23 protein-coding genes and 2 tRNA genes are annotated in these 25,877 nt (G+C 60.1%); 20 read left to right on the plus strand and 5 right to left on the minus strand.

Annotated features, from left to right (window positions below):
* Positions 1 to 765, plus strand: a 765-nt coding sequence (locus tag A7D16_RS12515; protein ID WP_153043143.1) for a transposase, incomplete at its 5' end; no start/stop codon positions are given.
* Between the two features lie 221 nt (positions 766 to 986).
* Here A7D16_RS12515 and A7D16_RS12520 read toward each other — a convergent pair.
* The 3 genes from A7D16_RS12520 to A7D16_RS12530 form a co-directional block, all read right to left on the minus strand.
* Positions 987 to 2,045, minus strand: coding sequence for a DUF2272 domain-containing protein (locus tag A7D16_RS12520; protein WP_064633179.1), 1,059 nt, complete (start codon positions 2,043 to 2,045; stop codon positions 987 to 989).
* Between the two features lie 62 nt (positions 2,046 to 2,107).
* Positions 2,108 to 2,992, minus strand: coding sequence for a carboxylating nicotinate-nucleotide diphosphorylase (nadC, locus tag A7D16_RS12525; protein ID WP_064633181.1), 885 nt, complete (start codon positions 2,990 to 2,992; stop codon positions 2,108 to 2,110).
* Positions 2,989 to 3,258 carry a Trm112 family protein gene (locus A7D16_RS12530; protein ID WP_064633183.1) on the minus strand — a complete coding sequence of 90 codons (270 nt, stop codon included), beginning with the start codon at positions 3,256 to 3,258 and terminating at the stop codon, positions 2,989 to 2,991. The genes nadC and A7D16_RS12530 overlap by 4 nt, the downstream gene beginning before the upstream one ends.
* Before the next feature lie 58 nt (positions 3,259 to 3,316).
* Between A7D16_RS12530 and purE the strand changes: the two genes are divergently transcribed.
* Both purE and A7D16_RS12540 read left to right on the plus strand, forming a co-directional pair.
* Positions 3,317 to 3,820: a 5-(carboxyamino)imidazole ribonucleotide mutase gene (gene purE / locus A7D16_RS12535; RefSeq protein WP_064633185.1), complete on the plus strand. Its 504-nt coding sequence runs from the start codon at positions 3,317 to 3,319 to the stop codon at positions 3,818 to 3,820.
* On the plus strand, positions 3,817 to 4,962 hold the full coding sequence (locus tag A7D16_RS12540; RefSeq protein WP_064633187.1) for a 5-(carboxyamino)imidazole ribonucleotide synthase: 1,146 nt from the start codon (positions 3,817 to 3,819) through the stop codon (positions 4,960 to 4,962). The genes purE and A7D16_RS12540 overlap by 4 nt, the downstream gene beginning before the upstream one ends.
* 246 nt (positions 4,963 to 5,208) lie before the next feature.
* Here A7D16_RS12540 and A7D16_RS12545 read toward each other — a convergent pair whose 3' ends face one another.
* A complete protein-coding gene (locus A7D16_RS12545) occupies positions 5,209 to 5,787 on the minus strand; it encodes a superoxide dismutase (RefSeq protein WP_064633189.1) in 579 nt (192 codons plus the stop codon).
* 121 nt (positions 5,788 to 5,908) lie between these two features.
* On the opposite strand from A7D16_RS12545, the gene grxD reads away from it, so the two are divergent.
* The 12 genes from grxD to A7D16_RS12590 all read left to right on the plus strand — a co-directional run bounded on the left by grxD (position 5,909) and on the right by A7D16_RS12590 (position 20,043).
* Positions 5,909 to 6,229, plus strand: a complete 321-nt coding sequence (grxD, locus tag A7D16_RS12550; RefSeq protein WP_064633191.1) for a Grx4 family monothiol glutaredoxin — start codon at positions 5,909 to 5,911, stop codon at positions 6,227 to 6,229.
* Positions 6,226 to 6,969, plus strand: coding sequence for an SDR family NAD(P)-dependent oxidoreductase (locus tag A7D16_RS12555; RefSeq protein WP_064633193.1), 744 nt, complete (start codon positions 6,226 to 6,228; stop codon positions 6,967 to 6,969). The genes grxD and A7D16_RS12555 overlap by 4 nt, the downstream gene beginning before the upstream one ends.
* Entirely contained in the window at positions 6,966 to 7,565 is a 600-nt protein-coding gene (locus A7D16_RS12560) for a YhgN family NAAT transporter (protein ID WP_064633195.1), read from the plus strand. The genes A7D16_RS12555 and A7D16_RS12560 overlap by 4 nt, the downstream gene beginning before the upstream one ends.
* A 618-nt stretch (positions 7,566 to 8,183) precedes the next feature.
* Positions 8,184 to 11,429, plus strand: a complete 3,246-nt coding sequence (locus A7D16_RS12565; RefSeq protein WP_064633197.1) for a TonB-dependent receptor — start codon at positions 8,184 to 8,186, stop codon at positions 11,427 to 11,429.
* A gap of 106 nt (positions 11,430 to 11,535) precedes the next feature.
* Positions 11,536 to 12,921, plus strand: coding sequence for a nucleotide 5'-monophosphate nucleosidase PpnN (gene ppnN, locus A7D16_RS12570; protein ID WP_064633199.1), 1,386 nt, complete (start codon positions 11,536 to 11,538; stop codon positions 12,919 to 12,921).
* Positions 12,922 to 13,037: 116 nt separating this feature from the next.
* Positions 13,038 to 13,553 (plus strand): GspH/FimT family pseudopilin, encoded by a 516-nt coding sequence (locus A7D16_RS21615; protein ID WP_082925796.1) that lies wholly within the window; start codon positions 13,038 to 13,040, stop codon positions 13,551 to 13,553.
* Positions 13,550 to 14,023 carry a type IV pilus modification protein PilV gene (gene pilV, locus A7D16_RS12575; RefSeq protein ID WP_064633201.1) on the plus strand — a complete coding sequence of 158 codons (474 nt, stop codon included), beginning with the start codon at positions 13,550 to 13,552 and terminating at the stop codon, positions 14,021 to 14,023. The genes A7D16_RS21615 and pilV overlap by 4 nt, the downstream gene beginning before the upstream one ends.
* Positions 14,024 to 14,026: 3 nt before the next feature.
* Entirely contained in the window at positions 14,027 to 15,181 is a 1,155-nt protein-coding gene (locus tag A7D16_RS21620) for a PilW family protein (protein ID WP_082925797.1), read from the plus strand.
* Between the two features lie 2 nt (positions 15,182 to 15,183).
* Positions 15,184 to 15,702 (plus strand): pilus assembly PilX family protein, encoded by a 519-nt coding sequence (locus A7D16_RS12580; RefSeq protein ID WP_064633203.1) that lies wholly within the window; start codon positions 15,184 to 15,186, stop codon positions 15,700 to 15,702.
* 12 nt (positions 15,703 to 15,714) lie between these two features.
* Positions 15,715 to 19,461 (plus strand): pilus assembly protein, encoded by a 3,747-nt coding sequence (locus A7D16_RS21625; protein WP_082925798.1) that lies wholly within the window; start codon positions 15,715 to 15,717, stop codon positions 19,459 to 19,461.
* The gene (locus A7D16_RS12585; protein ID WP_275655046.1) at positions 19,458 to 19,904 is read left to right on the plus strand and encodes a type IV pilin protein; all 447 of its coding nucleotides are present in this window, start codon (positions 19,458 to 19,460) and stop codon (positions 19,902 to 19,904) included. Before A7D16_RS21625 ends, A7D16_RS12585 begins: the two co-directional genes overlap by 4 nt.
* Before the next feature lie 62 nt (positions 19,905 to 19,966).
* A tRNA-Asn gene (locus A7D16_RS12590) sits at positions 19,967 to 20,043 on the plus strand.
* A gap of 49 nt (positions 20,044 to 20,092) precedes the next feature.
* On the opposite strand, the gene A7D16_RS12595 is transcribed toward A7D16_RS12590, so the two are convergent.
* Complete coding sequence (locus A7D16_RS12595; RefSeq protein WP_064633205.1) at positions 20,093 to 20,632, minus strand: GspH/FimT family pseudopilin; 540 nt, start codon at positions 20,630 to 20,632, stop codon at positions 20,093 to 20,095.
* 141 nt (positions 20,633 to 20,773) lie between these two features.
* Here A7D16_RS12595 and uvrB point away from each other — a divergent pair, with 141 nt between their 5' ends.
* The 5 genes from uvrB to A7D16_RS12620 all read left to right on the plus strand — a co-directional run bounded on the left by uvrB (position 20,774) and on the right by A7D16_RS12620 (position 25,870).
* Positions 20,774 to 22,795 carry an excinuclease ABC subunit UvrB gene (gene uvrB, locus A7D16_RS12600; protein ID WP_064633208.1) on the plus strand — a complete coding sequence of 674 codons (2,022 nt, stop codon included), beginning with the start codon at positions 20,774 to 20,776 and terminating at the stop codon, positions 22,793 to 22,795.
* 95 nt (positions 22,796 to 22,890) lie between these two features.
* Positions 22,891 to 22,965: transfer RNA gene (locus tag A7D16_RS12605), tRNA-Val, on the plus strand.
* Positions 22,966 to 23,173: 208 nt separating this feature from the next.
* The gene (locus tag A7D16_RS12610; protein WP_064633210.1) at positions 23,174 to 23,416 is read left to right on the plus strand and encodes a hypothetical protein; all 243 of its coding nucleotides are present in this window, start codon (positions 23,174 to 23,176) and stop codon (positions 23,414 to 23,416) included.
* A gap of 36 nt (positions 23,417 to 23,452) precedes the next feature.
* Complete coding sequence (locus tag A7D16_RS12615) at positions 23,453 to 25,126, plus strand: type IV secretory system conjugative DNA transfer family protein (protein ID WP_064633211.1); 1,674 nt, start codon at positions 23,453 to 23,455, stop codon at positions 25,124 to 25,126.
* Positions 25,127 to 25,459: 333 nt separating this feature from the next.
* Complete coding sequence (locus A7D16_RS12620) at positions 25,460 to 25,870, plus strand: TcpQ domain-containing protein (protein WP_064633213.1); 411 nt, start codon at positions 25,460 to 25,462, stop codon at positions 25,868 to 25,870.
* Positions 25,871 to 25,877 lie beyond the last annotated feature (7 nt).

Below are 25,877 nucleotides of genomic sequence, written 5' to 3' on the forward strand. Positions count from 1 at the left end.
CCGGTCTTGAGCCGCAAGGCCGGGCGCTATGCGCATGCGCGCCAGTTCAAGCGCATGCACAAGGTGCTGCGACGCCAACGCACGCTCCTGGGACGCGTATTACGCGATCTGCAACGCAAGCTGGACCCCTTGATGCGTGAGCGCATCAGTGTCTGGCTGGAACGCGCACAACGGGTGTTGACACAACGCCCCAAGGACAAGCAAAAGCTCTACGCCCTGCATGCGCCGGAAGTGGAATGCATGAGCAAGGGCAAGGCACGGACACCTTACGAATTTGGCGTCAAGGTCGGCATTGCGGTGAGTGCGCGCAAAGGCTTGATCGTGGGCGCGCGCAGTTTTCCCGGCAATCCCTACGACGGCGATACGTTGGCCGAGCAGCTGGAGCAGACGCGTGGGTTGCTGCAGGATGTGAATGTGACCCCGCAGGTAGCGATCGTGGACCTGGGGTATCGCGGACGTGAGGTAGATGGCGTGCAGATCCTGCATCGCGGCAAGGCCAAGACGCTGACACGACGGCAATGGAGCTGGATCAAACGCCGGCAAGCGGTGGAGCCGGTGATTGGACATCTGAAACAGGACTGCCGCTTGAATCGCTGCTATCTAAAGGGTGCCCAAGGCGATGCACTACACGTGCTCGGCTGCGCCGCCGGCTACAACCTGCGCTGGCTGCTGCGCTGGATCGCCTTTTTGCGTGCCTGGTTGCAGGCGATGGCAGGGGCATCCTTGAGCCTGGTGCACCGGTCGCCGCTGACCTTTGGTGCTTGAAGGGGGTTTTTCAGGGGCGACTAAGTGGCTTCGCCTGCATCCTCACCCCACCCATCTCCTGCAGGTGAAGGGCTTTGATTCCTGTTCATCTCGGAAGAAGGTGGCGCGCAGCGCCGGATGAAGCTGCGTGCAAAGCCACATGGAGTGGGAGCGAAAAAGGGCTTCGCCCCTTACCCTCACCCCAACCCCTCTCCCGCAGGAGAGGGGCTTTGAACCCGGCTTTACTCAGGCTGCTGTTGCTGCGTCGGCGCAGGTTGCGTTTCCGGGCGCGGCGGCACGACGCGTGGAAAGCCTGGCGGCATCGTTTGTTCTGCGGGCGTGGTGCCGGGTGCCGGCAGCGGCGCCGTCGGTGGCGGTGCGACCATTGCCGCATCAGGCCGCAGTTTCAGCAGTGCGGCCCAATCGCGACGATTGAAATCGCAGAGTTCTTCGTGTGCCGGCGTGCATTCGCTTGCAATGCCCAGGCTGTCTTCGTTCTGATCCTGATTGCTATCCGATTGCGGCGTCGGCAATACCACGCGGCCGGCGCGATCCAACGGCATCTTGCGCATCATCACCGTATTGAATACGTTGCCGCCGATCAGATACAGCGTGCGATCGCCACCGACGTTGGCGGCCACCACCACATCGCAGTGCGATTGCCACGGCATCGGTGCGCTGCCACCCAGCGCAGCCTTCAGACCCGCGTAGCCCAGCGCCACGCTGCGGCCGCGCAGCAGACACAGCATGTCACCGGGCGCGGGTTTTTCGACTGCCGGATCGGTGAACTGGTAAGGGCCGGTGGCGCCGTCGTTGTAGGCGCTGCGGATGTAATCCAGATGGCGTGCGGAGCGATGAAAACCGCTCAGCCCGGACTGTGTCATCACCCAGGAAATGAAAGCGGCCGACCACGGGTTGTCGATCAGAAATGCGCGGCAGTCGCTGGCGGTGTAGCGGGTTCCATCCAGTGCCGCGCAGCTCGATGCACCGGGGCGGCCGCCCATCGAGGCAAGTGTGCCGCTGTCGCGCCAATAGCCTGCAACGCGCTGCCAGGCCACCACACCGTGATCGGCGAGATAACCCGACTCGGCTTCGGTCACGCCCAGGCTGGCAAGACGGCCCTTGGCATCGATAAACGGGTGCTGCCACAAACGGTGCTCGTTGCAGGCACTGCGCACGATGGCGATCGCGGCGGGACTGGTGCCGAACCGCGGCGGCATATCGCAGACTTCTGCAGCTGCTGCGCTGCTTCCCCATCCTGCCAACAATAGGCAGAGCCACGGCCAAGGTTTTACGGTCATCGCAGGTCCTGCACAGAACAATCGCAGCAGGCTGACAGAGCTGCCTGCGTACATGCGTGAAATCAAGCCGGCGGCGGGCCGAGTTTGAGCGACAGATCCACCGCCTGCACGTGCTTGGTGAGCCCGCCGATGGAAATGCAGTCCACGCCGTCTTCGGCAATCGCGCGAATGCCGGCCAGATCCACGCTGCCGGAGACTTCCAGCGGAATGCGCTGTTCGCTCGGTAGGGCGGCAACGATACGCACGGCCTCGCGGCGCATGGCCTGGTCGAAGTCGTCGATCAGGATGCGCGTGCAACCGACCTGCAATGCTTCGCCCAGCTGCTCCAGCGTTTCCACTTCGACCACCAGCGGCAGCTGCGGTTGCTGCACGCGTGCGGCATGCACCGCCGCGCTCAACGATCCGGCGGCGCGGATGTGGTTTTCCTTGAGCATCACCGTGTCGAACAGGCCGATGCGGTGATTGTCGCCACCGCCGCAGCGTACGGCGTATTTCTGCGCGGCGCGCAGACCCGGCAGCGTCTTGCGCGTGTCCAGGATGCGGGTGTGCGTGCCGGCCACTGCAGCCACATACGCAGCGGTGGTGGTGGCCGTGGCCGACAGCGTCTGCATGAAATTGAGCGAGGTACGTTCGGCACTGACCAGGCTGCGGCTGCGGCCCTGCAGCAGCGCCAGCACCGTGCCTGCGTTGACGTGCTGGCCTTCGTGCACCTGCCAGTCGATGCGCACCTGCGGGTCCAGCGCGCGATGCGTGGCATCGAACCAGGGCCGGCCGGCGATCACCGCATCCTGCTTGCACAGCAGGTAGGCGCTGTCGGCCTGGTCGGGCAGCAGCGCGGCGGTGACATCGCCGCTGCCGACGTCTTCGGCCAGCGCGCGCGCCACATCGGCCTCGATCGATTCGGCAGGCGGCGCGTCCGGCACGCTCATGCGCACGGGCGGGCTCACTTTTCGGGGAAGTCGGCGATATGCGTGGTGGCGATGGCCTCTTCGGCCAGCAGCACCGGAATGCCATCGTCGACGCGGAAGATCTGCTTGCGGTCGCGGGTAATCAGCGCTTCGCGCAGTGGCTGGGTCTGTGCGGTGCCATCGGCGCGCTGCAGGGTTCCGCCAGCGATGGCGGTGTTGAGTGCCTCCAGGCCCTTGCCGTCGAGCAGCGAAAGCGGCTGGCGGGTGTCGGGCGAGCACAGCAGGTCGAGCAGTTTGCGATCCATCGAAGTCTTGTCTTGCGTGGAGATTGGCTAGAATACGTCTTTACCGCAGGGCAGGGCCATGACCTCCAACCACTCCGCGCCGCTGGTCGGCATCGTGATGGGCTCCCGTTCGGATTGGGACACCATGCAACACGCAGCTCAGAAGCTCGACGCGCTGGGCGTGCCGTACGAAGTCAAGGTGGTCTCGGCGCATCGCACGCCGGATGTGTTGTTCACCTATGCCGAGCAGGCTGGCGAACGCGGCCTGCGCGCGATCATTGCCGGCGCCGGCGGCGCGGCGCATCTGCCGGGCATGCTGGCCGCCAAGACCGCGGTGCCGGTGCTTGGCGTGCCGGTGCAGTCCAAGGCGCTCAACGGCATGGATTCGCTGCTGTCGATCGTACAGATGCCGGCAGGGATTCCGGTGGCCACCTTTGCCATCGGCAATGCGGGCGCAGCGAATGCGGCGTTGTTCGCCGCGGCCATGCTGGCACCCGAGCAGGCGCAGATCGGGCAGGCGCTGGCGCAGTTCCGCGCCAACCAGACCGACGATGTCATGGCCAGCGACGACCCGCGCCAATGAGCACCGTCGGCATTCTTGGTGGTGGCCAGCTGGCGCGCATGCTGGTGCTGGCCGGTGCGCCGCTCGGCGTGCGCTTTGCGGTGTTCGACCCGGCGGCTGATGCCTGCGCGGCACAGGTGGCGCCGCTGCAGGTCGGCGCGTTTGATGATGCCGCCGCACTTGCCGCGTTCGCCGCGCAGGTGGATGTGATCACCTTCGATTTTGAAAATGTGCCGGCCACCAGCGCGCAGCAGCTCGCCACGCAGGTGCCGGTGTTTCCAAGTCCGGCTGCGCTTGCGGTTGCGCAGGACCGGCTCAGCGAAAAAACCTTGTTCCGCGAACTCGGCATCCCGGTGCCGGAGTTCGCAGCGATCGACGACCGCGCCGGTCTGGACGCGGCGCTCGCGCGCATCGGCACGCCGTGCGTGCTCAAGACGCGTCGTTTCGGCTACGACGGCAAGGGCCAGTTCCGCATCAAGACGCTTGCCGATGCCGATGCAGCGTGGGACGCACTGGGCGCGCAGGCGGCCAAGGTCGGATTGATCGTGGAAGCCTTCGTGCCGTTCCAGCGCGAGGTCAGCGTGGTCGCGGTACGCGGGCGCGATGGCGAATTCCGCGCCTGGCCCTTGACCGAAAACTGGCACGTGGACGGCGTGCTGTCGGCCAGCCTTGCGCCGGCACGGGTGGATGCGGCACTGCAGACCTTGGCCGAAGCGCATGCGCGTGCGGTGGCGGAAAAACTCGGCTATGTGGGTGTGTTTGCGCTCGAATTGTTCGTGCGCGACGGTGAGCTGCTGGCCAACGAAATGGCGCCGCGCGTGCACAACTCCGGCCATTGGACCATCGAAGGCGCCGAGACCTCGCAGTTCGAAAATCATGTGCGGGCTGTGCTTGGCTTGCCGTTGGGCAGCACGGCGATGCGCGGCCAGGCCTGCATGCTCAACTGGCTGGGTGCGATGCCGGACGCCGCGGCGTTTCTGGCGGTGCCCGGCGGGCATTGGCACGACTACGGCAAGCAGGCGCGCGACGGACGCAAGGTGGGACACGCAACACTGCGCGCGGAGACGGCGCAGGCGCTCGCGGCGGCAGTGAGCGACGCAGGCACAGCGCTGCAGCGCGATGCGCAAGTTCGGCCGGTGGTTGCGCGCTTGAACGAAGCGTGATGCGCATAGCGCGCTGACGACAGCGTTTCAGCGCTGGGTGGCCTGGTGGCTGCGATGGCGCCGGATGTGCTGCGTTTGAGACGCTATACACGGCAACGAGCCCTCGCTCGTCGTCGCCCAGCCGGTTACGCAGCGCGTCGCTCATCGTCCCTGCGTTCCGTCGACGAGCCGGAAGACTGCATTGGTGCTGGGCCGAAACGTCGCAGCATGTGAGCAACGTCTCATCTTCTGCGAGCGTGCGAGCGCTCAGCCCAGCCGGCTTGCCACAAAATCCCAATTGATCAGTTTCCAGAACGCGTCCAGGTACTGCGCGCGATCCTGCTGGTAGTCCAGGTAATAGGCGTGCTCCCAGATGTCGCAGGCGAGCAGCGGAGTGTCTGGCCCGGTGAGCGGCGTGGAGGCGTTGGGCGTGGCGACCACCGCCAGCGTGCCGTCCGGGCGCTGCACCAGCCATACCCAGCCCGAGCCGAAAGTGCGCAAGGCCACGCGATTGAATTCCTGCTTGAAGTGCACGAAATCGCCGAACGATGTGGCGATGCCGTCGGCCAGCCGTCCAAGCGGCTCGCCGCCGCCGCGCGGTCGCAGGCACTGCCAATAGAAATTGTGGTTCCACACCTGCGCGGCGAGCTGAAACAACGTGCCCTGCGCCTGCGCGATGATCTCCTCCAGCGTCAGCTCGGCAAACTCGCTGGCTTCGATGCGCGCGTTGAGCCGTTCGACCTCGCTGCGGTGACAGACGCCGTGATGCGCCTCCAACGTTGCCGACGACAGATGCGGCTCCAGGGCGGCGCGGGAATAGGGCAGTGCAACGTGTTCGATCGGCATGATGTCAGTGGCAGCGAAGGGAGTGCGGCGACAGGTCGCGCCGAAGGCTTACAATGCGCGCCTTTGCGGAAGTCTATCCGACCCGGCGGTCGGGCCTGCCGCTCCCAGTCAGGAGAGTCCAATGCCGGTGATGGAACGGATCCAGGCCGAAGTCGAACAACACCCCATCGTGCTGTTCATGAAAGGCACCCCGCAGTTCCCGATGTGCGAGTTTTCCAGTCGCGCCGTGCAGGCCCTGGTGGCTGCCGGCGCCGACCAGCTGCGCACAATCAACGTGCTGGAAGAACCCGAAGTGCGCGCGAATCTGCCGCGCTACTCCAACTGGCCGACGTTCCCGCAATTGTTCATCCATGGCGAGCTGATCGGCGGCTGCGACATCACGCTGGAACTGTTCGAAGCCGGCGAGCTCAAGCGCATTGTCAGCGAGGCGTACCAGCCGTGAGTTCTGCGCAGCTGCAGTCAGAGACCGCTGCCTTGGCTGGCCGCGTAGTGCTGATCAGCGGCGCCGCCGGCGGTCTTGGCGCCGCCGCGGCGCAGACCTGCGCTACTGCAGGCGCCACGGTGGTCTTGCTTGGCCGCAAGCTGCGCCCGCTGGAGCGCGTTTACGACGCAGTCGCCGCGCTGGGGCCGGAGCCGTTGCTGTATCCGCTGGATCTTGCCGGCGCCACGCCCGACGACTACGCCGCGCTTGCACAGCGACTGCAGTCCGAGCTCGGTGGCCTGCATGGCCTGCTGCACTGCGCTGCCGACTTTGCCGGCCTGACCCCGGCCGAACTCGCCGCGCCTGCGGATTTCGCACGCAGCGTGCACGTCAACCTCACTGCGCGTGCGTGGCTTACGCAAGCTTGCCTGCCGCTGTTGCGGCAACAGCAAGACGCGGCGGTGGTATTTGTAGTCGACGACCCCGCGCGCGTTGGCCAGGCCTACTGGGGCGCGTATGGCGCCGCCCAGCATGCGCAGCGTGGTCTGATCACCAGCCTGCACCATGAAACTGCTGCTGGCCCGGTCCGTGTCAGCGGCCTGCAACCCGGCCCGATGCGCACCGCACTACGCGCACGCGCCTTCACGCATCAGGAAGACAGCGACGCGGTCGACGCCGCGCGTTACGCCCCAGCGTGCGTCAGCCTGTTGTCGGATGCCGGTGTGGCGCATCGCGGTGTGATCTGGAGCCCTTCAGCATGACCATTCTCTCTGCGGCGCTGCTGCTGTTCCTGATCCTGGACCCGCTCGGCAACATCCCGGTGTTTCTCAGCGTGCTCAAGCCGCTGCCGCCCAAGCGCCAGCGTTTCGTGCTTGCGCGCGAACTGTTGATCGCCTTGGTCGTGCTGATGGCGTTCCTGTGGGGCGGCAAGTACGCGCTGGAGCTGATGCACCTGCGCCAGGAGTCGGTAGCGATCGCCGGCGGCATCGTGCTGTTCCTGATCGGCATCCGCATGATCTTCCCGCGGCCGGAAGGCCTGATGGGCGAAATCCCCGATGGCGAGCCCTTCATCGTGCCGCTGGCCATCCCGTTGGTGGCCGGCCCGTCCGGCATGGCTGCCGTGATGCTGATGGGCAGCAACGAGCCCACGCGGCTCTGGGACTGGAGCCTGGCGTTGATGATCGCCTGGATCGGCGCCTCGTCGATCCTGGCCTCCGCACCGTTGCTGTACAAACTGCTGGGACACCGCGCACTGACGGCCATCGAGCGCCTGATGGGCATGCTGCTGGTGGCGATTTCGGTGCAGATGTTCCTGGACGGGCTGGGGACGTATTTCAAGCTGCCGGTGTCGATCTAGGGTAGCTGCAGGAGGAGGGCTGCTTCGGGTTCCACGGCATGCGGCCGGTGCCTTGCAGCAGTGGGATTGGTCTGCGTCCCGTGCTCGCTGCCCTGGTGCGATTCGCCCCTAGTGCGGGAGTGTCACAGCGAGATTGAGGCAGCATGCTGGGGCTTGCAGATGCATGCCGCAGATGACGCAGGTACCGGCGCTGGCTACCGTTCTTGATGGCCTCCCTCATCGCAGCCGGGTTGAAGCGAAGTGTCATCTTCGCAATCTGGTTCGACATGCGGCGTCCACAGCTACGGCGTACAGGCAATGGACCAATCGATTTGCGCTAAAAGGCCGAACCCGCTTCCCGGCCAAGCAGCCGGCTCAAGTCGCGACACACGTCTCCCTCCTGCTACGACCTTGCGCAATCTGGCGCTTACGCCTTCACATGCGCAGTTCATGTTGCAGTGCGCGAAGTTTGTCACACCGCCGTCACAATCAGGCCTTAGCGTGTTAATCTGTTGTTAACCGTTGCGGCAGCAACCAGCCGCGCGGCAAGGGACCCCAGATCATCGGCAGCCCACCCCGGGAACGGTTGGGCTGACTGCGCCTTTTTGTCACTGCCCAACCTGTATCGAGGCTACCGAAATGACCCACCCCCGCTGTCTTCGCATGTCCAAGCTGACGCTTGGCCTGGTCGCCGCACTCGCTGCTGCCCCTGTCTTTGCCCAGAGCACCTCCGCCGGCGTCGCTGGTTTGGTCACCAGCAGCGGCGGCCAGCCGGTGCCGAGTGCCGAAGTGACGATCACCCACGTCGAATCCGGCACGGTCAGCCGCGCCACCACCGATGCCAGCGGACGCTACAACGCGCGCGGCTTGCGTGTGGGCGGGCCGTATACGATCACGATTACCAAGTCGGGTGAAGGCACGAAGACCGAAGAGGGCGTATATCTCAACCTCAATCAGGTCAACAGCGTCGACGCATCCCTGGGCGGTGACGTCACCACGCTGGGTGCTGTGCAGGCCATCGGCGGCGATTACGGCTCGGCACTGTTCAGCGCCAACAAGATGGGTACCGGCACCAACGTGACCCGCGAGCAGATCGAATCGCTACCGTCGATCAACCGCAATCTGCAGGACTACGTGCGTCTGGATCCGCGTGTGGCGCAGACCGACAAGGCGCGTAACGAGATTTCGGTGGGCGGCCAGAATCCGCGCTTCAACCTGATTCGCGTTGACGGTATCAGCACCAACGATGCGTTCGGCCTTGAATCCAACGGTCTGCCTACTCCGCGTCAGCCATTTTCGATGGATGTCATCGACGAAATCTCGGTCGACGTAGCGAATTACGACGTGACCATCACCGGCGCCACCGGCGGCGTAATCAATGCCGTCACCAAGTCCGGCACCAACGAATTCCACGGCTCGGTCTACGGCACCTATCGCGAGAACGATTGGTCTGGCAAGAACCAGAACGACATCCGTCCGCAGCTGTTTGACAACGAAACCACGTACGGTTTGACCCTGGGCGGCCCGGTGATCAAGGACAAGCTGTTCTTCTTCGCCAACTACGAAAAGTACAAGGGCAAGGGCGTGTTCACCGGCGCTTCCGGCTACGGTCCCCTGGGGTCGGGCGAGAGCAATATCGTCGGTATTTCGCAGGCGCAGGTCGATCAGATCATCGACATCTCGCGCAATGTCTATGGCTTCGATCCAGGAACCTTGGCACTGCCGGCATTGGATTCGGACTCGGAAGAAAAGGGCTTCAAGCTCGACTGGAATATCTCCGACAAGCACCGTGCGTCGTTTCGTTACGGCGAGAGCGAGCAGAGCACCGCCAATCTCAATGGTTTCGGCAATCAGGCGTTGTCGCTGAATTCGTTTCACTACGTCCGTGATTTCAGCCTCAAGACGTACACGGCGCAGCTTTTCAGTGACTGGACGGACACGTTCTCCACGGAAGCCAAGGTGTCGTACCGCGACTACTCCGCTGTGCGCACTGCGGCCTCGCAGCTGCCGGCCGTAGCGGTGCGTATCGGCAACAACACCGTCAATCTGGGCACCGAGCAGAGCACCCAGGCCAACGAACTGCGCACCGAAACGTGGAATGCCTTCTTTGCGGGCACGTTGTTCTTGAACGACCACACCGTCAAGTTCGGCTTCGACTATGAAGACAACGACCTGTTCAATCTGTTTGGTCAGCGTGTTTTCGGTTCCTACACGTTCAACTCGATTGCCGACTACGCCGCCAATCGCCCGCTGAACTACCGTTATTCGCGCTCCAACAGCGGCAACATCGACGACATCGCGGCGAACTGGGGCATGCGCAATGTCGGCGTGTTCTTGCAGGATACCTGGGCCGTCAACAACAACCTGACGCTGACGTTCGGTGTGCGTTATGACGAGCCGATGGTCAAGAACAGCCCGGCCTACAACGCAACCGCGTCGACGCTGTTCGGCTTCCGCAACGACCAGACCATCGACGGGAATGGGTTGTTCGAGCCGCGCTTCGGTTTCAATTACACCTTCGACAGCGATCGCCCCACCCAGTTGCGCGGCGGCGTGGGCCTGTTCCAGGGTGCTGCGGCAACCGTGTGGTTGTCCAATCCGTACTCCAACACCGGTCTGGCTTACACGGATTACAACTTCTCCAGCCAGACGCTGGTGAACACCAATGGCATCCGCTTCACGCCTGACATCAATAACCAGCCGATCGGTAATGGTTCGTTGAATGGCGCTACGCAGTCCGTCGACTTCGTCGACAGCAAGCTGGGTCAGCCGTCGGTATGGAAGGCCAACTTAGCATTCGATACCGAACTGCCTTGGTACGGGATCGTAGCGTCGGCCGAAGCGGTGGTAACCCAGGTCAACGAAGCGATTTATTACCAGCAGCTCAATCTGGGCAATACCACCCGAGTGGGCCAGGACGGCCGTAATCTGTACTGGAATACCCCGGGCTTGAATCCGGCTTGCTGGCTGGACGACGGCCGCAATCCGACAGGTGCGGGCGCTCCGTCAGCATGTCTGCGTGGCACCGGTTCGTCGGTTGACGCTCGCGGCTCGCGCGATCCTCGCTTCAACGATGCGATCATTGCGCGTCCTACAGATAAGGGCGGCAGCGAGAGCTTCACCGTCGGTCTGAACAAGCCTTTCAATGGTGGCGATTGGTCGTGGGGCCTGTACTACACCTACACCGATGCCGACGAAGTCAGCGGCCTGACCAGTTCGATCTCGGGTTCGCAGTTGGGCAACAATGCGGTCTTCCAGGCTAACGAAAACGTCGCCTCGACCGCTGCGTACGAAGTGAAGAACAGCATTCTCGGCACCTTGAACTGGAAGCATGCTTTCTTCGGCGACTATGAAACCAAGTTGGGCCTGATTTACCAGGGCCGCAATGGTCGCCCGTACAGCTATGCGTTCGACAACGACGCCAATGGCGACGGTCGCTTGAACGACCTGTTGTATATCCCCGCCGGCCGTGGCGATGTGTTGTTCGGTACCGCTCGAGAAGAGCAGGCGTTCTGGAACTACATCGAAGGCAACGAATATCTGGCCGCCCGTCGTGGTCAGGTCGCCGAGCGCAATGGCGCACGTAACTCCTGGATCAACCAGTTCGACCTGCATATCGAGCAGGAAATTCCCGGCTTCTTCAAGGGCAACAAGGCCTCCCTCTGGCTTGACGTCATGAACGTGGGCAACCTGCTCAACAAGAAGTGGGGCCGTGTCGAGGAGTACGGTTTCCCGGGCATGCGTGGTGTGGTGGAATACGGTGGTGTCGATGCGGCTACTGGCAAGTACGTCTACCGCTTCAATACGCCGGACCAGTCCACGGTCTACGACGATCGTGGCATCTCCCGCTGGGCGCTGCAGCTGGGCTTCCGCTACCAGTTCTAACGCTGGCTAGCGTGTCAGGGTTTGCAAAAACGGCCGGGGTCTCCCGGCCGTTTTCTTTTGTGCGGGTGAGTACGCTAAAGTCGTGCAGATACGACAGGAGCAAGCTATGGAACTCAGCAGTACGGCAGCACGGGCGCTGCCGGTGGTGGATGCGCGGATCTATCCGCGCGGTGGCCTGGACGTGCTGTCCAAGGCGGAAGTGGCCCGGTTGCGCGATGCATCCAGCGGCGGCATGCACGAGTTGTTGCGCCGTTGCGCGCTGGCCGTACTCACCAGTGGCAGTGCCTCGGACGACCCGCGCGCTGCGCGCGATCTGTACCCGGATTTCGATATCCAGGTGAACCAGCAGGACCGCGGCATCCGCATCGATCTGAGCAACGCACCGGCAATGGCCTTCGTCGATGGCGAGATCATCCGCGGCGTGGCCGAGCTGTTGTTTGCGGTCGTGCGTGACCTTGCGTACATGGCCATCGAGCTCGAAGCGCAGCGCGCCGATCTCGACACCAGCGAAGGCATCACCAATGCAGTGTTCGGCCAGCTGCGCAATGCGCGCATCCTGCAGCCGTCCGACCCGAATCTTGTCGTCTGCTGGGGTGGCCATTCCATCTCGCGCGACGAATATCTCTACACCAAGCAAGTCGGCTACGAGCTCGGCCTGCGTGGGCTGGATATCTGCACCGGCTGCGGCCCGGGCGCGATGAAGGGCCCGATGAAGGGCGCCACCATTGCGCATGCCAAGCAACGCAAGCATCACACCCGCTACATCGGCGTCACCGAGCCCGGCATCATCGCCGCCGAATCACCGAACCCGATCGTCAACCACCTGGTGATCATGCCGGACATCGAGAAGCGCCTCGAAGCCTTTGTTCGCATCGGTCACGGCATCCTGGTGTTCCCGGGCGGCGTCGGCACCGCGGAGGAAATTCTCTACCTGCTCGGCATCCTGCTGCGCGAGGAAAATGCCAGCTTGCCGTTCCCGCTGATTCTGACCGGGCCGACCATCGCCGCGCCGTACTTCGAACAGATCGACCGCTTCATCCGCCTGACCCTGGGCGATGCCGCCGCCTCCCGTTACGAGATCATCGTCGGCGACCCGGTCGCCGTCGCGCGCCGCATGGCCGAAGGCATCCACGAGGTGCGCGCGCACCGCAAGGACCAAAAGGACTCGTATTACTTCAACTGGTCCGTGCACATCCCGCTCGAGTACCAGCAGCCGTTCGAGCCCAGCCACCAAGCCATGGCTGCCCTGGACCTGCACCACGGCCGCCCGGCACCCGCCCTGGCCGCCGACCTGCGCCGCGCCTTCTCCGGTATCGTCGCCGGCAACGTCAAGGAAGACGGCATGCGCCGCATCGAGGAATTCGGCCCCTTCGAGATCCACGGAGACCCCGACATCATGCAGGCCCTGGACGAACTCCTGCGCGGGTTTGTCGAACAGCGCCGGATGAAGATCTCGGGGGATTACCGGCCTTGTTATCGGGTGGTGACGTGACTCGCTAGCCACGGTGTTGACGTTTGTCGGTCAAGATAGCCGCTTGTCGGTAGATCGCTTGTCTTTACCACTGTAGCCATTCATGCTCCTCTGCACTGACGCTGGGGAGCGTATTGATGCCTTTTTGCCGTGCCCGCGGGTTCACGCTAGTTGAGTTGATGACTACGATTGCGGTGGTCGCGATCGTGGCTGCTATCGGGTATCCAAGTTTTCAAGGTGTCATTCGGTCGAACCGAGCTGTTACCGCAAATAACGAAGTGGTCGGGTTGCTTAACCTCGCCCGGAGCGAAGCATTGCGCTCCGGCCAGAGCGGCGCGATCTGCGGAAGCAGTAATGGCAGTGCCTGCGATGGGAGTTGGGGCGGAGGCATCCTTGCATGGAGCGATATCAATGCAAACGGTGCATTGGATGGCGGAGAGCCGGTCCTGCGCTACTGGCTTGGCAATCCCAAGCTCGTTGTTCAAGGCCCAAGTAGCGGTCTAGTGGCTTTTGACGGCCGAGGGCGAAGAATTTCCGCAGCCGACCAGCAGATCACTGTGCGCCCTGATCAATGTGCTGGCCAGCAATTGATGCGGACGCTGCTCATTAATGCAGCTGGGCAAGTAAGAAGCAGAAAGGATACTTGCCAATGAGACAGTACAGCACTAGACGGGAAGCATCTGGGTTTACATTGATCGAAGTATTGATAGCGATCATTGTTCTCGCGTTCGGGCTGCTTGGCTTTGCGCTGCTACAAACGATGAGCGTGCGCTTCGTGCAAAGCGCCAACTATCGAACACAGGCGACGAATCTCGCCTATGACCTTATCGATCAAATGCGCTCAAATCGCTACCAGGCTAGTCATTATACAGTGGCCAGCTTCGCCGCGGGTTCGGTGCCCTCAAGAGGAGCTTGCGGTCGCCCGACCGGCGAGAGCGTGTCCATCACCCAAAATATTACTCGCTGGAAATGTCAGGTTGCCAAGGCGTTAGGAGACTCTTCATCGGCAAATGTCGTAGTCGCCAACGGACAGGTCACTGTATCCATCTCCTGGGGTGATCAGAAGTGGGATGCGACTGATCCGGACACATCGACGACATTCGCATTGCAGACAGAGATCTGAATCATGACTGCACGTTCCAGAGTGGCGGGTCTATCGCTTATTGAAATGATGATCGCGCTGGTCATTGGCCTTGTGCTGCTGCTCGGGGTGATCCAGGTCTTTTCCGCTTCGAGGACAGCATTTCAGCTGTCTGAAGGAGCGTCCAGAGCCCAGGAAAATGCACGGTTCGCCCTGGATTTTCTGGCGCGTGACATCCGGATGGCGGGCCACTTCGGTTGCGTCAACGATCAAGCGCATTTTGTGAAAGGACAGGGGGATCCTCGCGTCAGCTTATCTGCGGCAACCGGAAGTGGCAGTCCACTGGACTTCTCTGTATCGATTCAAGGGTACGAAGCGACAGGTACATCGCCGGGAACGCAGCTGCGGCTAGGCGGAACGTTGTCCGCCGCTGCTGGCGCGCCTTCGCAAATTCAAGGGCTCAGTCCTGCTCCGCTGCCAGGCAGCGACATTCTTGTACTACGCTTTCTTTCCCCTGAAGGTGTGCCGGTTACTGGACTGGTACGTACAGGTAGCAACTCGATCGCCAGCTTCGATGCAGCGCGTTTGTCGCGCTTGAATGGTGGCGGCGTTGGAACTCCCACTTTATTCGGTATCGCCGACTGCTCGCATGCAGACTTGTTTGCAGGGACGTCTGCTGCAAGTTCCGTAACGACCAGCGTAGATTTGTCGCGGTATACCGCGCAGCCGACAGGGCAAACAATGCTCTACCGTGCCGAGTCACTGGTGTACTACGTCGGCGCTGGAGCCTCCGGTGAGCCTGCACTGCGTCGAGCACGAGCGGCGAGCGATGGCACGTACGCTCAAAACGAGGAGCTCGTCGAGGGCATCGAAAATTTGCAGCTGCTATATGGACTGGATTCGACAGCCAATATCTCAAGCGCCACCCCGCCAGCGGGCAATATAACGTCACAATTGACGGCGTCAGAATTGGGGGGCAGTGCAGATGCAGCCGGCGCTAACCAATGGCGACGGGTTGGGTCGGTCCAGGTAGGAATTCTGGCACGTAGTCCCAATACGGCTAACGCAGTTGTCACGGCTAATGACGATCCGGTAGGTGTACTGGGAGTCGGTATGCAGCCGCCATCTGCACCCGATGGCCGATACCGAGCCAGTTATGAACTGTCCATCGCACTTCGCAATCGCTTGTTTGGTAACTAACCATGACTCACCATCGCGACGTCGTGAATAAAATACGTTTGTCCTCACGCAGTCGGCAGAAGGGCGCTGTCTTGTATGTCGCTCTGATCATGTTGATTCTACTTGCGTTGCTGGGTATCTCTGCAATGCAGGTAGCAGGGATGCAAGAGAAGATGGCCTCCAACTATCGTGCTGTTAACCGGGCTTTTCAACAGGCGGAAGGTGTCGTGCGTAATGGCGAGGCCTCGGTTGAGGCGATTTCTAACCGCACCGCGCTACCGACCGGCAGTACGGTGACTTCTGCCAGCATAAAACGTGGATGCGATGATGGTTTTGATCCAGTGCAGTGGGCTCGCGATCAAACCTCGACCGAAGCCACGAATGTACGCCAGATAGACCAATGCATTGAGGGAGAAGCGAGTATTGGGATGGGGCCGCCAATGGATTCGGCGTCGCCAATCTTTCAAATCACAGGTGTTTCCGTCGACGACGAGACAAACGCCTCGTCGAGATCCGCCATTGACACCGTCTTCAAGCTTTAAAGGCCCACAGTCATGCCATCGCGCAAAGTAAAGCGTATTGCTGTCTCCACTATGGTCAGCCTGCTTGGGCTGGGCTTGGTCTATATGCTGGTTGCTGCGCAAGGCCAAGGGCCGCTCGCGCAGGTGCCGCTCAATAATCAGATTCCTATCCCGCCAGCATTCATTATGACCGTGGATGATTCTGGTTCAATGACGTTTCAGACACAGTTTCCTGGTGCTGATGGGCAGGGATGCTGGAGTGATAATCGACTAAGTTTCTTCTCATCCCCAGGTGTGCTCAATCGCGCTGGTGATGCGTGTGGGTACAATCATGTGATGATTGGTCCTCGTCTCGAATTAGGTCGGCTTGGTATACCGCCGCTTGATATCTATGGATTCGCAAAATCGTCTGCTTACAATCCAACTTACTATAATCCTCAGGTCAAGTACGATCCCTGGATAGGTCCTGACCGAAAGGCTTATCCTGATGCGGATACTGGTTTAACAAAAATTGACCCGCGTCTCAATACGAATAGTAATCTTGTCAATTTGACCGATGATTTATTAATACCTAATTGGCTTGATGCAGGGCTCATGCAGGACCGAATGGTTATTCCGAGCGGGACGCGTTATCAGCGTGTTTTGGTAAATAACAGGGGTGCTGTGACTGGGTATGGATCAATTCAGGTTGCTAATGGCACAGCCTGGAGTGGCGGTGAAGTGCATGTAGTGATTTCGCATAGAAGAGCAGTTTTTTTTGTGCCTTATACGTCAAATAACGATCCACGCCCCGTTCTTCCTGGAGCGCCCAATGCCTACGATGGAGTGGCGCGCACACGTGTGGCTAATGCATGCGGGCAAGGTTGTGATCTTTGGAAGTACACGATTCCTGCGAGTGCGACAGCTGCTTTGAAAAACTTTGCCAATTGGTTTTCGTTTTATGGGAACCGAAACAGAGCGATGATTGCGGGGATGACACGCTCATTTGACGCAGTGGAGGAGAATCTTCGCGTCGGTTATTTCCGAATCAACCAAAATACAAGTTTTGATTCGGTCGATGAGCGCTTAGTGATGAGGAATATAGGTGTTCTGGCTGACCGAAACGCCCTTAATAATGAAATGATTAGTCTCACTGCATCCGGTGGTACGCCAAATCGGGAGGCAGTAAATGCGGCGGGAATTCAGTTTACGCGTTCGGATTCGGGGGCGCCAGTCCAATTGGCATGCCAAAAAAATGCTGTAATGCTTTTTACGGATGGATTTAGTAACGATATCGATAATAATTTTGCTGCTGTTGCTAACGCCGATGGCGATGGTGGTATGGGTATTCCGTTTGCTGACAATTACTCTAACACTATGGCGGATATTGCTGCGCGATATTATAATAACTTCAATGGCGCATCGCCGCTTCGCCCCGACCTGACGGCGGGGCAAGTTCCTGTTCCCAGTGAATGTGCGTCGGCACCAAGTGTTAGGCTTGATTGCCAGAAAAATCTGCATATTAATTTCTTCGGTATAACCCTAGGGGCAAGGGGTAATATTTTTAATCCGGATATAGTTCAGGATGCTTATGCAAGTCCGGCTATTTATCAGAATTGGCCGGCACGCTCCGATAACAACCCCTCTACCGTGGACGACATATGGCACGCTGCCGTTAATACGCGCGGCGAGTACATTAATGCACGTACACCTGCTGATATCACGGCCGCAATTGACCGCGTTCTTGCGTCTGTGACTCAAGGTGAATCCCCGTCGGGAACTTCCGCGCAGACTGGTGCTCGAATTGGAAACGGTTCGTTTGCTGTGACGCCCTCTTATAAGATCGCGACTGACGGCACTGACTGGTACGGCCGCCTGGAGGGTAATCGTGTGGCCCTTGATCCCATATCTCGGTTAGCTACGGCCACACTGGTCTGGGAGGCCAGCGCCCGTCTTGGTGGGACTGACCAAGAAGCGCGTAACATCGTTGTGAACAAGGGGGGCAATGCGGTCAATTTCAATGCCACCAACGTTTCGCTCTCTGATTTGTGTGCCAAACCTGCTGGACTTTATCCCGGAATTACCAAGTGCACTGAGCTTGGCTTGACGCAGATTGGCGCAACTGCGCAGTCTGCCGTGTTTTATCTCAGAGGTGATCGGGAGAATGAAGTTAAAAATCAAGGTAGGTTTCGTGATCGAACTTCTTTGCTTGGCGATATCATTAATTCGTCGCCAGTTATCAGCGCTCCGACCGATGACTACGGCTATCGGGCGCTTCAGGGTGCATTAGGGACGACCTATGGTACTTATCTCGCTGCCAAAACAACATCTGGACGTTATACGGTATATGTAGGTGCGAACGACGGAATGCTGCACGCATTCGATGCGGGTATGACGGCAGATGGCTCGATGGACGTGAATGGGGGGGCTGAGCGTTTTGCGTATATTCCCTCAACTGCACTGGGACACATGGGCGATCTAGTTTTGCCTTCGGATCCCACAAATAGGAATGTCGAGTACGAGCATCGTTATTATGTAGATGGCCCGGTTGTGGTAGGTGACGCTAATTATGGCGGTGGCTGGAGGACGGTTGCCGTCGGAACTGCGGGAGCGGGTGGGCGCAGCGTATTTGCACTTGACGTGACGAATCCTACGGCCTTCTCTACGTCTAGCAAGCTTTGGGAGATTAGTGATCTTGACACCAGCCTTTCGGCTGCGATTAGGAACAATATCGGTCATTTGCTCGGAAAGCCTGTCATCGTGCCGGTTAGAAGTGCTGCAGGAGCCGTCACTTGGAAGGCAATTTTTGGTAACGGCTACAATAGTCAGAGCGGCAAAGCAGTACTGTTCGTGGTAGATATTAAAGCGGGTGCACCTGCTGTCACGATGATCGAAGCGACAGAGGCTGGCGCCACAATTGCCGGCACTAATGGGTTGGGGAACATAGTTGTTGTGGATCGGTGGGGTGGGGTTTCTCAAACCGACGCGGTTCGCGATGGGTTAGCTGATACTGTTTATGGCGCTGATCAAAAAGGCGCTGTTTGGAAATTTGATCTTCGTAGTACGGCAACCGCCATCACGGTGCCATTTTTTACTGCGCGAACCTCCGCAGAGAATGGGCAAACTTATCGCCAGCCGATTACCGGAGGGCTTGTAGCGACCGCCGGAGATGCCGGTGGAGTGATGTTGTTTTTGGGAACCGGAAGTTTTTCGTTCACGAGTGATATTAGGGATGAATCGATCCAATCGCTTTATGGTATTAACGATCTCTCCAGAGGCGCACCCGTTTCCGCGCTCACCCGAGCAAACCTTCAGGGCAGTACGGTCGTTCAGAACGGTGATCGGACTCTGAGCCGTGCTGCGGCTCCTGCTGGCTCACGGGGTTGGTACGTAGATTTACCAGCGAAGGAGCGGATGGTGGGTAACCCCTCGATTGCCTCGGGGATTGTGTTCATTCCGACGTACACGCCGGCCGTGGTTAGTTCGGGTTGTGAGCCAACTGGAGCAAACTGGCTGTTCGGCCTGGATACGCGTACCGGGGATGGCGGTTTGATGGATGCGCGCAAAGGGTCTCCCACGGGCGCTAGCTTTGGCGCAAGAACGGCTGCAACACCGCTAACTACGGGCGGTACCGCTCCAGTCAAGGATGTTGGAGTCTCTGCGATTCCCCGGCTTTCCCCGGCTGAAAGTGATGCTGTGCCTGGCGGGCAGGCCTGCTGGATGGTCGTCACTGCCGCTGGCTCTGGTCCGCTCTATATCCCTTACCCATGCGGCAGGCAGTCCTGGAGGCAGGTCCAATGACAACTTTCTTGCAAGCACTTAGACGGCGGGCGGCTTCAACGCGGAAATCGGGACGAGCCGTCTCCGGGTTCACGTTGATCGAGTTGATGATCGTCGTAGCGGTAATAGCGATCTTGTCTGCTATTGCATTTCCGAGCTACGCAGAGTACGTCCGTAGGTCCCGAAGGGCGCAGGCTAAGGCCGATCTCGTAGAGTATGCGCAGTTGGCGGTAAGGTTCTATACGGTACGGAATACATACGTTGATTTTGCGCTGCCCACGCAAGTCTCGCCTCGGGAGGGGGGGGCGGCCGCGTATCGGCTTGCTCTTCAAACCACCCAGTCGACTTTCTCGATCTCTGCAACAGCACAGGGCAACCAAGTGCAAGATAAGTGCGGCGATCTTGGCATTGATCAAGCTTCAAGGAAGTCCAATTCCAAGGGAACCAAGTCCGACTGTTGGTGATGTAGGAGCCTGTGGATTAGGGGTTGCATCTTTGGAGTGGTCTGTCTAGAATACGCCTCCCCGCCCGAATAGCTCAGCCGGTTAGAGCACTTGACTGTTAATCAGGGGGTCGTTGGTTCGAGTCCAACTTCGGGCGCCAAGTTGTTCAAAAAGCCGCGACGTGTCGCGGCTTTTTGTTTGCCCGGTCATTAGGGCGCGCAGCTCACGGCGCTGGTGTAGCGTACGGTGCGTGCTCTTCCTGAGTTGTTGACCACCACGTCAGCGAGTCGTCTGGCATTGCTGCAGAGGCTGATGGTGATGTTTGTCCCGCTGCTGCGGCCGTTCGGCAAGAAGCGGACGATAGACCTTCCGACTGTACTAGTGATGTCGATCCCGCCGGTGGCGGAGGCATGCTCTACTCGTACGATGGATGCCAGGTGCGTCGGCTGTCCGTCGCGTTCGGGATCCTTGAAGAGGATCCATCCTTGGCTCCAGTTGCGATCTGTTCGGCAGCTTGTCCCGTCCGTGGTGGGGCAAATGCTGACAGGCTCGCCCTGTGTGACGGCAAGACTTCTGGCCATTGCAAGATGTGCGGTCAGCAAATGCACGCGTGTGGTCGCGCGCTGCCACTCCATGAGTCGTGTAAAGCTGGGCATGCCAATGACTGCGCCGATTCCGATGATAGCCATCACGATGAGCAACTGGACCGCGGTGTACCCTCTCGCGCTCGAATAGTCTGCTGCCTCCATTGCGCCGCTCCTTGAAGTGGAGCAAGCAGTCTCAACACTGGTTGCCTGCCAGGTCACGCTGTCTCCACTTGCATGCGTGTCAGAGTTTTACCGATGCTGGCCTCCGTAAATTCGTGCAGCCTGCCCCCCGAGATCCGCTCCATGACCGACCGTTTTCAGCTCGTCTCCCCGTACTCCCCAGCCGGGGACCAGCCCGCTGCCATCGAGAAGCTGGTGGCCAATTTCGAGGCCGGCCTGGCCAAGCAGACTCTGTTGGGGGTGACCGGCTCGGGCAAGACCTACACCATTGCCAATGTGGTCCAGCAGGTGCAGAAGCCGACCTTGGTCATGGCGCCGAACAAGACGTTGGCGGCGCAGCTGTATGGCGAGTTCAAGTCGTTCTTCCCGCACAACGCGGTCGAGTACTTCGTCAGCTACTACGATTACTACCAGCCGGAGGCGTACGTGCCGTCGTCGGACACCTTCATCGAGAAGGACAGTTCGATCAACGAGCACATCGAGCAGATGCGCTTGTCGGCGACCAAGACCTTGTTGTCGCGGCGCGATTCGCTGGTGGTGGCGACGGTGTCGGCAATCTATGGCCTGGGCGCGCCGGAAGACTATTTGTCGCTGCGCCTGATCCTGTCGGTCGGCGAGCATATCGATCAGCGTCAGTTGATCCGGCACCTCACCGATCTGCAGTACATCCGCAACGAATTCGAGCTCACGCGCGGCGCGTTTCGCGTGCGTGGCGAAGTGCTCGATGTGTTCCCGGCCGAGTCGGACACCGAAGCCCTGCGCATCGAGTTGTTCGATGGCGACATCGAGCAGCTGACCCTGTTCGACCCCTTGACCGGCGAGACCTTGCGCAAGCTGCAGCGCTACACCGTGTACCCGAAAACGCACTACGCCACCACGCGCGAGCGCACATTGAGTGCGGTGGACACCATCAAGGAGGAGCTGAAACAGCGCCTGGAGCAGCTCTACTCGCAGAACAAGTTGGTCGAGGCGCAGCGTCTGGCGCAGCGCACGCAGTTCGATCTGGAAATGATGGCCGAAGTGGGCTTCTGCAACGGTATCGAAAACTATTCGCGGCATCTCACCGGCAAGGCGCCAGGCGAGCCGCCGCCGACCTTGTTCGACTACCTGCCGCCGGATGCGCTGCTGGTCATCGACGAGTCGCACGTGACCATTCCGCAGATCGGCGCGATGTACAAGGGCGACCGCTCGCGCAAGGAGACGCTGGTGGAGTTCGGCTTCCGTCTGCCGTCCGCGTTGGACAACCGGCCGTTGCGTTTCGAAGAGTGGGAGGCGCGTTCGCCGCGTAGCATTTACGTGTCGGCAACGCCCGGTCCCTACGAGTTGCGCGAGTCGGCCGGCGAGGTTACGGAGCTGGTGGTGCGCCCGACCGGCTTGATCGACCCGGTGGTGGAGATCCGCCCGGTCGGCACGCAGGTCGACGACCTGATGTCCGAGATTCACGAGCGCATCAAGCTCGGCGACCGCGTGCTGGTGACCACGCTAACCAAGCGCATGTCGGAAAATCTCACCGAGTATCTGGGCGAACATGGGATTCGTGTGCGCTATCTACACTCGGATATCGACACCGTTGAGCGGGTGGAGATCATTCGCGATCTGCGTCTGGGTAAGTTCGATGTGCTGGTCGGCATCAATCTGCTGCGCGAGGGCTTGGACATGCCGGAAGTCTCGCTGGTAGCCATCCTGGATGCCGACAAGGAAGGCTTCCTGCGCTCGACCGGTTCGCTGATCCAGACCATCGGCCGTGCCGCGCGCAATCTGCGTGGCAAGGCCATTCTGTATGCCGACAAGATGACGCGTTCGATGCAGGCTGCGATCGACGAGACCGATCGTCGCCGCGAGAAACAGGTCGAGTACAACCTGGAACACGGCATCACACCGAAATCCGTCGAACGGCCGATCTCCGACATCATGGAAGGTGCACGCGAAGATGCGGCCGAGAAAAAGTCGGGCAAGGGGCGCTCGAAGTTGCGCCAGGTTGCTGAAGACGCGCCCGATTACCGCGCCATGAAGCCTGCGGAAATCGCCGGCAAGCTCAAGAGCCTGGAGCAGAAGATGTATCAGCATGCCAAGGATCTGGAGTTTGAGGCTGCAGCGCAGATTCGCGACCAGATCCAGAAGCTGAAAGCGGCGAGCCTTGCGTAGGGGGAGGGGACACTCGAACGCTGGGAGGGCTTGTGGTCCACGAAACCCTGCGCTAGAATGCGCGCCCTGCACAGCGCAATGCTGACGCAGGAACCGGGCGGTTAGCTCAGCGGTAGAGCACTACCTTGACATGGTAGGGGTCACAGGTTCGAACCCTGTACCGCCCACCACTCCAAGTCCAGATAGCACAGCGACTTGAGTGGTTAGAGGAAAATCATCTGGTGTTGAATGCGACTAGAGGGCCTTAGGGCACACTGGTCGCGACGTTGTGCGTCAGTGCTTTTGAGTGGCGTGTTTACAGGTCTTGTTGAAACCGCTTTCTCCGTCACACGTCTTGCTTTAGCATCGCCTCCGCGCTGACGGAAAGGAAGGCTGGCGATGGACGAATATCAGCACACCGTGCTGACCAGGGGTGGGTACCGCGTCGTGGCCATCACGCGTGACGAGGTGTATGCCCCCGACGCGGTGGTGGCATACGCTGTTGTAACCGATGCGGGGACCCGAATCACGCCGGATCTATCGCTGGATCAGGCCAAGGTCTGGATCGATTCGTTGGTGGAGAGCGAGAGTGGCGGACGCAAGTCCGACCTTGTCGCCCATAAGCCCGTCGTACGTCGCTAAACCACCATCGTTGTGCAAGCCTAAGGAGAAGGGCGCATGTCCAAACCCAAAATCATCGCAATCGCCACGATCGTGGCAGTGCTCGTTGGATACTTTTTGTCCGGCTATCTGACGCTGCTGTTGTTGCGGCTCGATACCGGCCTGTACGCGTGGGACACCTACTACCGCTATTTCAGCGCGCTGGGGCTATCCGAAATAGCGCCATTCGCGACCAAGATCAAGATCGCCGGCGTGCTCGGGTTCGGCCTGCCTGCACTCATCTGGGCAATTGCTGTCGTGCTCATGGTGAAGCCCAGGGCGCGCGCCCTGCATGGCGACGCGCGCTTCGCCGGGGCTGCCGATCTTGCCAAGCATGGCCTGTTCAAGCCGAGCGGAAACGGCATTGTCGTCGGCAAATTCAATGGGAAGCTGGTGCGATTGAGCGGTCAGCAATTCGTGATCCTTGCTGCGCCAACGCGCTCTGGTAAGGGTGTCGGTGTCGTCATCCCGAATCTGCTCGAGTATCAAGAGTCGATCGTTGTGCTGGATATCAAGCAGGAGAACTTCGACCTGACCAGTGGCTGGCGCGCCAGTCAGGGGCACGAAGTTTTCTTGTTCAACCCGTTCGCCGAAGACCGTCGCACGCATCGCTGGAATCCGTTGACCTATGTGTCCAACGACCCAGCGTTCCGCGTCTCGGATCTGATGAGCATTGCGGCAATGCTGTATCCGGATGGATCGGACGACCAGAAGTTCTGGGTGAGCCAGGCACGCAACGCGTTCATGGCGTTCGCTCTGTACCTGTTCGAAAACTGGGACGAAGAGCTCTCGCTGGGCTTCCCGGGCGGGGCAGGGGCGCCCACGCTGGGCGGAATCTATCGGCTCTCGTCGGGCGACGGCACCGACCTGAAGAAGTACCTGAAGTCGCTGTCGGAGCGGCGGTTCCTCAGCAGTAACGCCAAGTCGGCTTTTGCCAACATGCTGTCCCAGGCGGATGAGACCTTCGCCTCGATCATGGGCACCTTGAAAGAGCCGCTCAACGCGTGGATCAACCCCGTCCTGGACGCCGCCACCAGTGCAGACGACTTCATGCTCACCGATCTGCGCAAGAAGAAGATGACGATCTACATCGGCATCCAGCCGAACAAGCTGGCCGAAAGTCGCCTGATCATCAACCTGCTCTTCAGCCAGATCATCAACCTCAACACCCGTGAGCTGCCGAAGTCCAACCCGGAGCTCAAGTATCAGTGCTTGCTGCTCATGGATGAGTTCACCTCGATCGGCAAGGTGGACATCATCGCGACGGCCGTGGCCTACATGGCCGGCTACAACATCCGTTTGCTGCCCATCATCCAGAGCATGGCGCAGCTGGACGCCACCTATGGCAAGGATCTGTCGCGCACCATCATCACCAACCACGCCCTGCAGATCCTCTATGCACCACGCGAGCAGCAGGACGCCAACGACTACTCAGAGATGCTGGGCTACACCACCATCAAGAAGAAGAACGTCACCCGGGGGCGGGAGACCACGCATAGCGTGTCGGAAGAGCGTCGGGCGCTGATGTTGCCGCAGGAGCTCAAGGCCATGGGTAACGAGAAGGAGGTGTTCCTGTACGAGGGGATCCCGCACCCGGTGAAGTGCGACAAGATCCGCTACTACGAAGACCGATATTTCACGGCTCGCCTGTTGCCAAAGACAGATGTGAAAACGCTTACGATAAGATTGTGATGTGCATCACACAAGTCGCGCGAAGCGAGCTCGGTAATTCTTGACGGATCCATCCGTTAAGAGCAAAGTTGTCAAGAACCTGCGGTATAGATACATCGGTGTAGGGGGGCGGCGCTGGACGGGGCCGTACTGGAGTAAGGCTATGGACGGTTTGCTAACGTATTCATCTTTTTCAAAAATGTGTTGCGGCACCTGGGGCGACTCGGTGGCGCACGTGTGTGCGAGTGGGACACTAACAACAACTTTCCTCCGGTACCCACTGGTACGCGGAGGTGTATCGCTGCCCGTTTTAAGACCGAAATTTCATAAGTTGGAGAAGTCAGAGTGAATCCGATGTATGTGTCCAAGCTGTCGTTGGTGCTAGTGGCTGCAGCATTGGTGAGCGCCTGCGCGACCAAGCCTGCTCCCGATTTTGGCGGGCGTTGGAAGCACGTCAATCACTTTGACGAGGCGCCAACCGAAATTCCGCTCTACACCTCGTACACATATCAGGCCACGCCGATGGACGGCACGCTGAAGACGATGCTGGAACGGTGGGCCGCGGATTCCAATATGCAGTTGTCGTACAACTTGCCGTCCGACTACACCTTGATTGGGCCGGTTTCCACTATCAGCACCACCAGCGTCCAGCAGGCTGCCACCGAACTAAGTGCCGTGTATGCAGCCCAAGGTGTTTCGGTGTCGGTTTCCGCCAACAAGCTGCTGGTACAGCCGGTACCGGTATCGTCCGGCTCCAAGCTCTAAAGGTCCG

Source organism: Xanthomonas nasturtii, assembly GCF_001660815.1.
GTDB classification, from domain to species: domain Bacteria; phylum Pseudomonadota; class Gammaproteobacteria; order Xanthomonadales; family Xanthomonadaceae; genus Xanthomonas; species Xanthomonas nasturtii.

Excerpts from the sequence above, each read along its gene's own strand:
- A7D16_RS12545 (WP_064633189.1), bottom strand. The coding sequence starts at position 5,787 with ATGCCGATCGAACACGTTGCACTGCCCTATTCCCGCGCCGCCCTGGAG.
- A7D16_RS12520 (WP_064633179.1), bottom strand. The coding sequence starts at position 2,045 with ATGACCGTAAAACCTTGGCCGTGGCTCTGCCTATTGTTGGCAGGATGG.
- A7D16_RS12585 (WP_275655046.1), top strand. The coding sequence starts at position 19,458 with ATGACAACTTTCTTGCAAGCACTTAGACGGCGGGCGGCTTCAACGCGG.
- A7D16_RS12610 (WP_064633210.1), top strand. The coding sequence starts at position 23,174 with ATGGACGAATATCAGCACACCGTGCTGACCAGGGGTGGGTACCGCGTC.
- A7D16_RS12540 (WP_064633187.1), top strand. The coding sequence starts at position 3,817 with ATGAGCACCGTCGGCATTCTTGGTGGTGGCCAGCTGGCGCGCATGCTG.
- A7D16_RS21615 (WP_082925796.1), top strand. The coding sequence starts at position 13,038 with ATGCCTTTTTGCCGTGCCCGCGGGTTCACGCTAGTTGAGTTGATGACT.
- A7D16_RS12580 (WP_064633203.1), top strand. The coding sequence starts at position 15,184 with ATGACTCACCATCGCGACGTCGTGAATAAAATACGTTTGTCCTCACGC.
- purE (WP_064633185.1), top strand. The coding sequence starts at position 3,317 with ATGACCTCCAACCACTCCGCGCCGCTGGTCGGCATCGTGATGGGCTCC.
- A7D16_RS21620 (WP_082925797.1), top strand. The coding sequence starts at position 14,027 with ATGACTGCACGTTCCAGAGTGGCGGGTCTATCGCTTATTGAAATGATG.
- uvrB (WP_064633208.1), top strand. The coding sequence starts at position 20,774 with ATGACCGACCGTTTTCAGCTCGTCTCCCCGTACTCCCCAGCCGGGGAC.
- grxD (WP_064633191.1), top strand. The coding sequence starts at position 5,909 with ATGCCGGTGATGGAACGGATCCAGGCCGAAGTCGAACAACACCCCATC.
- ppnN (WP_064633199.1), top strand. The coding sequence starts at position 11,536 with ATGGAACTCAGCAGTACGGCAGCACGGGCGCTGCCGGTGGTGGATGCG.
- A7D16_RS12595 (WP_064633205.1), bottom strand. The coding sequence starts at position 20,632 with ATGGAGGCAGCAGACTATTCGAGCGCGAGAGGGTACACCGCGGTCCAG.
- A7D16_RS21625 (WP_082925798.1), top strand. The coding sequence starts at position 15,715 with ATGCCATCGCGCAAAGTAAAGCGTATTGCTGTCTCCACTATGGTCAGC.
- A7D16_RS12620 (WP_064633213.1), top strand. The coding sequence starts at position 25,460 with ATGTATGTGTCCAAGCTGTCGTTGGTGCTAGTGGCTGCAGCATTGGTG.
- A7D16_RS12565 (WP_064633197.1), top strand. The coding sequence starts at position 8,184 with ATGACCCACCCCCGCTGTCTTCGCATGTCCAAGCTGACGCTTGGCCTG.
- A7D16_RS12615 (WP_064633211.1), top strand. The coding sequence starts at position 23,453 with ATGTCCAAACCCAAAATCATCGCAATCGCCACGATCGTGGCAGTGCTC.
- A7D16_RS12530 (WP_064633183.1), bottom strand. The coding sequence starts at position 3,258 with ATGGATCGCAAACTGCTCGACCTGCTGTGCTCGCCCGACACCCGCCAG.
- pilV (WP_064633201.1), top strand. The coding sequence starts at position 13,550 with ATGAGACAGTACAGCACTAGACGGGAAGCATCTGGGTTTACATTGATC.
- A7D16_RS12560 (WP_064633195.1), top strand. The coding sequence starts at position 6,966 with ATGACCATTCTCTCTGCGGCGCTGCTGCTGTTCCTGATCCTGGACCCG.